The sequence below is a fragment of the Nitrosomonas communis genome (assembly GCF_900114745.1).
GTDB classification, from domain to species: Bacteria; Pseudomonadota; Gammaproteobacteria; order Burkholderiales; family Nitrosomonadaceae; genus Nitrosomonas; species Nitrosomonas communis_A.
On sequence record NZ_FOUB01000099.1, the window covers coordinates 1 to 8,682 of the forward strand.

Consider the following 8,682-nt stretch of genomic DNA (forward strand, 5'->3'; position numbering starts at 1 on the left):
TCGTGATTCTGGTGATGACATCGTTCTTCCTTGTAAAAAGTTCAAGGATAGCGATCATGTATCTGGGTGTTAATGTGGAAGGGTTGGAGGCTTACGGTTAAGCGAAGTGAGATTGGAGAGGATAGTGAGATGTTTAGCGCCGACATCCCTAATCTGGTTACCCCCCAGGACAAGCGAAGTAAGGTTGGAGAGAGCAGCGAGATGTTTAGCGCCGGCCTCCCCAATCTGGTTACCCGCCAGGTCAAGTGAAGTGAGATTGGAAAAGGCAGCGAGATGTTTAGCGCCGGCATCCCCAATCTTGTTAACCCCTAGGTCAAGCGAAGTGAGATTGGAGAGGGCAGCGAGTTGTTTAGCACCGGTTTCCTCAATCTGGTTACTCCTCAGGTTAAGTGAAGTGAGATTGGAGAGGGTAGCGAAATGTTTAGCGCCGGCATCCCCAATCTTGTTAACCCCCAGGTCAAGCGAAGTAAGGTTGGAGAGAGCAGCGAGTTGTTTAGCGCCAGCTTCCCCAATCTGGTTGCCCGCCAGGTCAAGTGAATTGAGATTGGAAAAGGCAGCGAGATGTTTTGCGCCGGTATCTCCAAGCTGACTATTCCAAAGGGCAAGCGAAGTGAGGTTGGAGAGGACAGCGAGATGTTTTGCGCCGGCTTCTCTAATCTGGTTACCCCCAAGGTCAAGCAAGGTGAGATTGGAGAGGGCAGCGAGATGTTTAGCGCCAGCTTCACCAATCTTGTTATACCCCAGGTCAAGCGAAGTGAGATTGGAGAGGGCAGCGAGATGTTTAGCGCCGGCATCCCCAATCTTGTTATACCCCAGGTCAAGCGAGGTGAGATTGGAGAGGGCAGCGAGATGCTTAGCGCCGGCATCCCCAATCTGGTTACCCCTCAGGTTAAGTGAAGTGAGATTGGAGAGGGCAGCAAGATGTTTAGCGTCGGCATCCCTAATCTGGTTTTTCCACAGGACAAGCGAAGTAAGAGAAGTTAGGGGGAGAAGCTTCTCGCATAGATCCTCTACAAATTCGGTTAATTGAAAAACGCGTGAATATCCTTGTAAAAAGATTGGCAAGTTTACTGAACTCATTCTCACGTCTGGTGCGAGTAGAACAAGTTCTGAATACTCTTCGGATCTGATTTGGGAGAGTAGCTTATCCAGCTCATCTGCAGAAACTCTCTGCATGATTTTTCTGCTTTCTGTCATGATTTATTTAGCTTTATATTCGATCAGATAATTTTATTAACTGGCACTACACCCTGAGGTTTTATGCAAGGGGCGGGGAATCGGTTTTAAGGGATGATCTTGTTAGCATCCATCAAGGTTAAGTGCGTGAGGAAAGGCATCACCAATTTGATGAAGGCAAAAATACTTAAGCTATCAAAGTGTCTTTTGTGAGAGAGGTAGCTATTTATGTATGTAATTCATATCTTTGGCAACGTCACGCCCTGCTGAAATTGGTATTTACCGTTCCTATCCTTGTAAGAGGTTTCACAGATTTCGTCCGCTTCAAAGAAGATCACTTGGGCAACACCTTCATTAGCGTAAATTTTGGCGGGTAGCGGGGTAGTGTTGGAGAATTCGAGGGTGACGTAACCTTCCCATTCTGGCTCAAACGGGGTGACATTGACAATGATTCCGCATCGGGCATAAGTGGATTTTCCGAGGCAGATTGTGAGAATATTGCGCGGAATGCGGAAGTATTCAACGGTGCGCGCAAGGGCGAAGGAGTTAGGGGGAATGATGCAGACTTCACTTTTGACATCAACGAAGGAATTCGAATCAAACTGCTTGGGGTCGACAATCGTCGAATTCAGGTTAGTAAAGAGTTTGAATTCATCTGAGCAACGAATATCGTAGCCATAACTCGAAGTGCCATAGGAAACGATGCTGTTGCCATCTTTGTGCTTGATTTGTGCAGGCTCGAATGGTTCGATCATTCCGTACTCAATGGCCATTTTGCGGATCCATTTGTCTGATTTAATGGTCATATCAGTAATTAGTCATTCTCCATAATTATTTTAGTAAACACCTCAGAATAATCCTTTGATAGATTGGCGATTTTGACTGCCACCCGCCGTGCAATGGTACGATAGATTTCGGCAACCTGCCCATCCGGCTCAGCGATTACAGTAGGTTTGCCTGAATCAGTGTGTTCGCGGATTTTAATATCCAGCGGCAGGGCGCCTAACAGCTCGACCTCATAATCTTTGCACATCTTTTCCCCACCCCCTGTTCCAAAAATGGGCTCGGTATGGCCGCATTTTGAGCAGGTGTGCATGCTCATGTTTTCCACGATTCCCAGAATCGGGACGCCGACTTTCTCAAACATTTTCAGCCCTTTGCGGGCATCCAGCAAAGCAATATCTTGGGGAGTGGTCACGATGACTGCACCGGTCACGGGCACTTTCTGCGCGAGCGTCAATTGAATATCGCCAGTACCGGGCGGTAGATCAATGACAAGGTAATCGAGCTCATGCCAGCGGGTATCATTCAATAATTGCTGCAAGGCCTGCGTCACCATCGGACCGCGCCATACCATCGGTGTTTCTACATCAATCAATAAACCGATCGACATGGCTTGGATACCATGGGCACGCATCGGTTCGATCGTCTTACCATCCGGTGATTCAGGTTGACCGCTGATGCCAAGCATCTGGGGTTGTGACGGGCCATAGATATCCGCATCCAGGATGCCGACATTTGCACCTTCAGCAGCGAGCGCAAGCGCCAGATTGACCGCGGTAGCCGATTTGCCAACACCTCCTTTGCCGGAAGCGACGGCAATCACGTTTTTCACCCCGGGAATCAGTTTGACGCCGCGTTGCACGCTATGCGGGATAATCTTGCTGCTGACATTGACGGTTACGTTGCAGATAGCCGGAATAGCTTTCAAAGTATTGCTGACTTGCTGGCGGATCGATTCGATCACGCTTTTGGCCGGGTAACCCAGTTCAATATCAAGCGAAACATTGCTGCCATCAATTTTGATGTTGTGTACTTCCTTGCTGGTGACGTAGTCTTTACCCGTGGTAGGGTCGATGGTTTCCTTGAGGGCGGTTTCTATTTGTTGTTCTGTAATCGCCACGGTGCAACTCCTTTATGCAGAGCATGATTTATTGAAATGATTGATGTTAACAAATATCGGGGGAAAGTATCCAGTTTGTTACAATGCACCTTCCCGAACATTCAACATACCGACGATCGATGAACACACGCAAGATGCTGATTACTTCCGCACTGCCTTATGCCAATGGCAGCATTCACCTTGGCCACTTGGTGGAATATATTCAAACCGATATCTGGGTTCGCTTCCAGAAAATGCAAGGACACACCGTTTATTACGTGTGCGCTGATGATACGCATGGTACGCCCATCATGTTGCGTGCCGAGAAAGAAGGCATGACGCCGGAAGCTCTGATCGCTCGTGTGCATGGTGAGCATTTGCGTGATTTTACCGGCTTTCATATCCAGTTCGATAACTACTACAGTACGCATTCACCAGAAACTCGTCAGTATTCAGAGAATATTTATCACAAGCTGAAAGCAGCAGGCCTTATCAAAGTACGTGCTATCGAGCAGCTGTATGACCCGGTCAAAAACATGTTTCTGCCGGATCGTTTCGTCAAAGGAGAATGCCCTAAGTGCGGTGCAAAAGATCAATATGGTGATTCCTGCGAAGCCTGTGGCGCAGCCTATGCACCGACAGAATTAAAAAATCCTTACTCTGCGGTTTCGGGTGCGGCACCCGTGAAAAAAGCCTCCGAGCATTTCTTTTTCAGTTTATCCGATAGTCGCTGTGCGGATTTTCTGCGGCGTTGGACACGGGAAGCTAATCATCTGCAAGCAGAAGCTGCCAACAAAATGCACGAATGGTTAGGGGAGGCTGGAGAAAACAAACTGTCTGACTGGGATATCTCACGTGATGCGCCCTATTTTGGCTTTGAAATACCCGGCGAATTCGGCAAGTATTTTTACGTCTGGCTCGATGCGCCGATTGGTTACATGGGGAGTTTCAAAAACTTGTGTGCGCAGCGTGGTATCAATTTTGATGAATTTTGGCAGAAAGGTAGCGCTACCGAACTGTATCATTTCATCGGCAAAGACATCCTGTATTTCCATGCGCTCTTCTGGCCGGCTATGCTGGAAAATTCAGGCTATCGCACACCGACCCAGATTTTTGCGCATGGCTTTCTCACTGTGAACGGTGAAAAGATGAGCAAATCACGCGGTACCTTTATTACTGCGGAAAGCTATTTACAGCAGCAGCTTAATCCGGAATGGTTGCGCTATTATTATGCTGCCAAATTGAACGGCACATTGGAAGATATCGATCTCAATCTGGAAGATTTCACGGCGCGCGTGAATTCGGATCTGGTCGGCAAGTACATCAATATCGCCAGCCGTTGCGCAGGATTCATCAGCAAACGGTTTGATGGAAAGTTGGTGACTGGCGAAGAATATCATACGTTGCAGCAAATGATCGATGAGCGCTTTGCTTCCTGGCAATCTGGCGTTATCGAGCAAGCCTATGAAGAGCGAGATTTTTCTGCAGCTGTGCGGCAAATCATGAAGCGCGCAGATGAAGTAAACGAACTGATTCAAGAGCTGGCGCCCTGGGAAATCGCCAAAGAGACTGCACGCAATAACGAATTACATCTGGCCTGCAGCCTGGGCATTCAACTGTTCTATTTGCTTTCGTGTTACCTGAAACCGATTCTGCCTGCCACAGCAGCAAGAATCGAGCATTTCCTCAATTGCGCATCACTTCCTTGGCCGAAACAAAACACCGGCCAAGCTTTATCTACAGTGCTATTGCCAGCAGGACACACGATCAATCCCTACCAGCACCTGATGACGCGCATTGATGCCAAACAAATTGGCGCCTTGATTGAAGCCAACAAACAGACCATTACCCCAACTCCTGATTCTCATTCCCGCGTACGCCATTCAGAAGCGCAGCAGCATATCCAACAACGTGCGATTGCACCGATCGCGGAAACTATCTCGATCGATGATTTCAGCAAGATCGATTTACGCATTGCTCGCATTGTTAATGCAGAACATGTGGAAGGTGCGGAGAAATTACTTAAACTCACACTGGATATCGGCTCGGAGCAGCGCACGGTATTTGCTGGGATTAAATCCGCTTATGATCCAGAAAAGCTCAAAGGACGCCTCACCGTCATGGTCGCTAACCTCGCGCCGCGTAAAATGAAATTTGGTTTGTCGGAAGGGATGGTGCTGGCGGCAAGCGATGGAAGCAGTGGGGGAGGGCTGTTTATACTTTCACCCGATGAGGGTGCGCAGCCGGGGATGCGGGTGAAGTAGGTGAGTTGGGGAGCTTCTGAAATGAATAATGAACTAAAAAACGAAATAATATATGAAGTATATTGGTACGGTCCCTACGATCCAGATTCCCTTGAAGATGTCCATTCCAACAACGTCCTCTACATGATTTGTGGCACACGCAGTCTATATGGACGTAACGTACCATTATATATCGGAAAAACAGAACGAAGCATCCAAGCCCGCCTAAATGAACATCGTACTTGGATTGAAGATGAGCCAGACCCCGTCAAAGTTTATACAGCAGTAATTGGAAAATTTATGAGTTGGTTGCATAACTCTAGTATCGTGGAATACCTACCTCTCGACAGATCAGTCATTGAAGCAGTGGAGTCGTTGCTTATTTACTTACATCAACCGGTATATAACCAACCTCAAAAGAAAGAACTGTTCTGCTATCCCGTGAAATTAGACTTTTCAACACTGGACATAGAAACATTTTATATCCAGAGATTTCAGGAAGATACTATGCTGGTATTTAAACGTTCTAACATTTTTGCCAGCGGATCATCAAAAAGCTTCTCTTTCTGCACTCCGCAGACTAATACCTTATGCACATCGAAATGATTTATACGAAAGATGAAAAAGTGTCGGGGAGTAAAATGCTGCCATTTGAACAGGGTGGATTAGACTCTCTATGCGGTATTTACAGCATTGTAAATATAGGAAACGGCATTTTGCTGGAGTCGAGACCCCAGATCTAAGAACTTTTTGGACTGAAGTCGCTTCATTTCTGAACAAGAACAACGGCGCAAATAGAGCTGTCCTTCTAGGTATATCTGGATTTCACGGCCATTGGACTGTTGTGAAATAAATCAGTGAGAGCAGAATCGATTTGCTTGATTCCAGTGGGCTTCGCCATTTTAATCGGATCAACTGTACGACACATAAATATAATGTTAAAGGACAACGTCGCCACGTTTTGTGCCCAGCACAAACTTACTTCCTCGGAAAAACCCATAACAATCAGGCTCTCTAGCCCGCGATCGGGTTGGGGTAACGGACATGATCCGTTACCCCAACCCGATTGATACAAATGGTGCAATGCGCTTCGCTTATTACATCTTACCTACTGTACCGAATAACATTTGTCAGAGCGAAGGTTATGTGATCAGTCTGAAAGCTTACTATTTTTTATCAAAGAGGAACTATTAGATGCTGCAAAATAAAATTCTCTCACTTGTTTCAGCTCTGGTGATGGCTGTATCTATCAGCAGTCCAGCTTGGGCTAAAGGTGGAAACCGAGTTTATTGGATAGCAGCGGATGAAGTATTGTGGGATTATGTGCCTTCCTTTCCTGTTAATCCGATGACAGGCAATGAATTTACTGCAGAAGAGCGTGTATTCGTCGAGCAAGGAATTGGCCGACGATATTTAAAGTCTGTCTATCGGGAATATACCGCCGGGTTTGGTGCGGTAAAACCACGTGTCGCTGAGGAGGAGCATCTTGGTATACTTGGGCCTGTCATTCGGGTAGCCATAGGAGACAGAATTACTGTTCATTTTAAAAACAATACCCGTTTTCCAGCCAGTATCCATCCACATGGCGTGCGTTATACCAAGGAACACGAAGGCGCTGCCCATTCAGCAAATGACAAGCATAAATCTGGCGGAATCGTGAAACCGGGAGGGGAGCACACTTATATTTGGGAGGTTCCAGAGCGTGCAGGTCCTGGCCCAAATGATCCTTCTTCCATCGCCTGGGTTTACCATAGTCACGTGAATGAGTCTGCCGATACCAATGCCGGGCTGATTGGTCCGATCATTATCTCAAGTAATAAAGATAAACCACTGGGTGTAGATCGTGAATTTATTTCACTTTTTACTGTATTTGATGAAAACGCTAGCTTATACAAAGATATCAATCTTTCCACCTGCACGGGTTCCTGTGACCCGAAAAGCGAAGAATTTGAGGAAAGTAATTTGAAACATGGAATTAACGGATTGGTTTATGGCAATAATAAAGGTTATGTCATGCGCAGTAGTGATCGGGTGCGTTGGTATATCATAGGTATGGGTAGCGAGGTCGATCTTCATTCACCGCATTGGCATGGCGCCACTTTATTGCATAATGGTAATCGCCTGGATGTAACTGAAGTGTTGCCAGCGGCTACCAAAACGCTGGATATGCAGCCAGATGTCAAGGGCAACTGGATGTATCATTGTCATGTCAATGATCACATCAAGGCTGGCATGACGACAACTTTTACGGTCGAATAAAAATAGCGGCCACCAAAAAAATGGTAAAGGTTTTGTAAATTGGGTCGATAACGAATTTGTAATAACTTTATCATGCTCTTATATAACCCGATGAGCCAGCGTACCGCGTAGGATGCAATCATTATTATACCTTTGATACAAATGATGCAATGCGCTTCGCTTATTACACCCTACTGCTCATTTCTTTGCGATTGAGTTTGTATCCATTTCACCTATTTTAAGTTAGGTTCGTTTTGTTGCCTAATATAGGTTTTCAGCTTTCTATCCTGCACCGCATCTTCCCCTCCCTCCCCACCACCGGGTTCCCCACCGCCAGTTTGCCCAGCATTAGAAAGCATGCGAGCAAACATGCAAGCGACTTCAGAAAAGATGCTGCTGCAACGGCTGCCTATTCGGGCGCATCTACACGGGCCAACCGAATCATATCCAGCCTGTTGGCATTCCATGATTTGATTGACTGCATCCACGCAATCCATTACACCATCGACACTTTGCCAACCTTCGACAGTGCCGTCAGTTGATGTGCCATAAACAAACGTGCTTGATTCGCATGTGGAACTTCTATTCCAGGTGCAATTTTCCTGATTTTCATAAGAACAGCCGGGTGATGTCCCGTAAGAAGAATATAAGCCTTTGATACAGGATCCTTTTTCTAAATCGGTAGATCCTCCAGGAGCCAGGTGGAAATCATAGCTTGAGCTGTTATCAAAATACCACCAGTCCGGATAACCACTTAACGTGACATTGGGTGGCATATTACATATTCGGTAGTCAGCAGCGTAACTATTTATTATAGGAAGACTTAGCCATAGGACACATATAGCACAACCAGATAATTTTGATTATAATTTAGAGATGGCCTATTCACTGGATTTCCGCCGTAAAGTTCTGTCTGTCAGAGAGAAAAAAGGACTTACGATAGCCGAGGTGGCGGCCGTTTGATGTTGGCGTGGCGAGCGTGACGCGTTGGGTTAAGAACATCCATCGTAAACCTCAAGGGTTTCGCCAACGCAAGATTGATCTTGATGTGTTGCGGCAGGATATTCGCGATTATCCTGATGCTTATCAGTACGAGCGGGCAAAACGTATAGGTGTGGCGCAAAACGCTATTTTTCTGGCGCT

General features: G+C 46.5%; 8 protein-coding genes. 4 read left to right on the forward strand and 4 right to left on the reverse strand.

Going from position 1 to position 8,682, the window contains the following annotated elements; all coding sequences use genetic code 11:
* Positions 1-69 precede the first annotated feature (69 nt).
* From BM122_RS19285 to apbC, 3 genes are all read right to left on the reverse strand, one after another.
* A complete protein-coding gene (locus tag BM122_RS19285) occupies positions 70-1,176 on the reverse strand; it encodes a leucine-rich repeat domain-containing protein (RefSeq protein WP_074907125.1) in 1,107 nt (368 codons plus the stop codon).
* 239 nt (positions 1,177-1,415) lie between these two features.
* Positions 1,416-1,982, reverse strand: a complete 567-nt coding sequence (gene dcd, locus BM122_RS19290) for a dCTP deaminase (RefSeq protein ID WP_074907126.1) — start codon at positions 1,980-1,982, stop codon at positions 1,416-1,418.
* Between the two features lie 8 nt (positions 1,983-1,990).
* Positions 1,991-3,079 (reverse strand): iron-sulfur cluster carrier protein ApbC, encoded by a 1,089-nt coding sequence (gene apbC, locus BM122_RS19295; RefSeq protein WP_074907127.1) that lies wholly within the window; start codon positions 3,077-3,079, stop codon positions 1,991-1,993.
* A gap of 119 nt (positions 3,080-3,198) precedes the next feature.
* Here apbC and metG point away from each other — a divergent pair, with 119 nt between their 5' ends.
* From metG to BM122_RS19310, 3 genes are all read left to right on the forward strand, one after another.
* Positions 3,199-5,322 (forward strand): methionine--tRNA ligase, encoded by a 2,124-nt coding sequence (metG, locus tag BM122_RS19300; protein WP_074907128.1) that lies wholly within the window; start codon positions 3,199-3,201, stop codon positions 5,320-5,322.
* Positions 5,323-5,343: 21 nt separating this feature from the next.
* The gene (locus BM122_RS19305) at positions 5,344-5,907 is read left to right on the forward strand and encodes a GIY-YIG nuclease family protein (protein ID WP_143083555.1); all 564 of its coding nucleotides are present in this window, start codon (positions 5,344-5,346) and stop codon (positions 5,905-5,907) included.
* 588 nt (positions 5,908-6,495) lie between these two features.
* Positions 6,496-7,560, forward strand: coding sequence for a multicopper oxidase domain-containing protein (locus BM122_RS19310; RefSeq protein WP_074907130.1), 1,065 nt, complete (start codon positions 6,496-6,498; stop codon positions 7,558-7,560).
* 212 nt (positions 7,561-7,772) lie between these two features.
* On the opposite strand, the gene BM122_RS19315 is transcribed toward BM122_RS19310, so the two are convergent.
* Positions 7,773-8,315 (reverse strand): hypothetical protein, encoded by a 543-nt coding sequence (locus tag BM122_RS19315; protein WP_074907131.1) that lies wholly within the window; start codon positions 8,313-8,315, stop codon positions 7,773-7,775.
* Between the two features lie 194 nt (positions 8,316-8,509).
* Between BM122_RS19315 and BM122_RS26355 the strand changes: the two genes are divergently transcribed.
* Positions 8,510-8,682: IS630 transposase-related protein (locus tag BM122_RS26355; RefSeq protein WP_218152171.1), on the forward strand; the 173-nt coding region annotated here is incomplete at its 3' end.